1 protein-coding gene is annotated in these 237 nt (G+C 50.6%); it reads right to left on the bottom strand.

Going from position 1 to position 237, the window contains the following annotated elements; translation table 11 throughout:
• Positions 1-237, bottom strand: a 237-nt coding sequence (locus ACO0LH_RS28710; RefSeq protein WP_422944565.1) for a hypothetical protein, incomplete at both ends; no start/stop codon positions are given.

Raw genomic sequence — 237 nt, 5'->3', positions numbered from 1 at the left:
TCACAACAGCAGAGTTTGCCTGAATTGTTTCGATACCTGACAGTGTCGCACCAGCCAGATTGATCGCACCGTAAGTGACCAGTGTATCGTTACCTGCACCCAGATTGATTGTGTCTGTCACAACGCGAGCAACAGCAGTTGCTGTGGATTGTGTATTGAGGTTCACACCGTTTTCAACAACGTTGTACGTACCGGCAACATAGTTACCCAGCAGGACAACGCGGTCAGCACCAGCGC

The organism is Undibacterium sp. TJN19, from assembly GCF_049339485.1.
Lineage (GTDB): Bacteria > Pseudomonadota > Gammaproteobacteria > Burkholderiales > Burkholderiaceae_D > Undibacterium.
The sequence above is the reverse complement of the archived record's forward strand: the minus strand, read 5'-3'. Positions and strand labels throughout refer to the sequence as shown.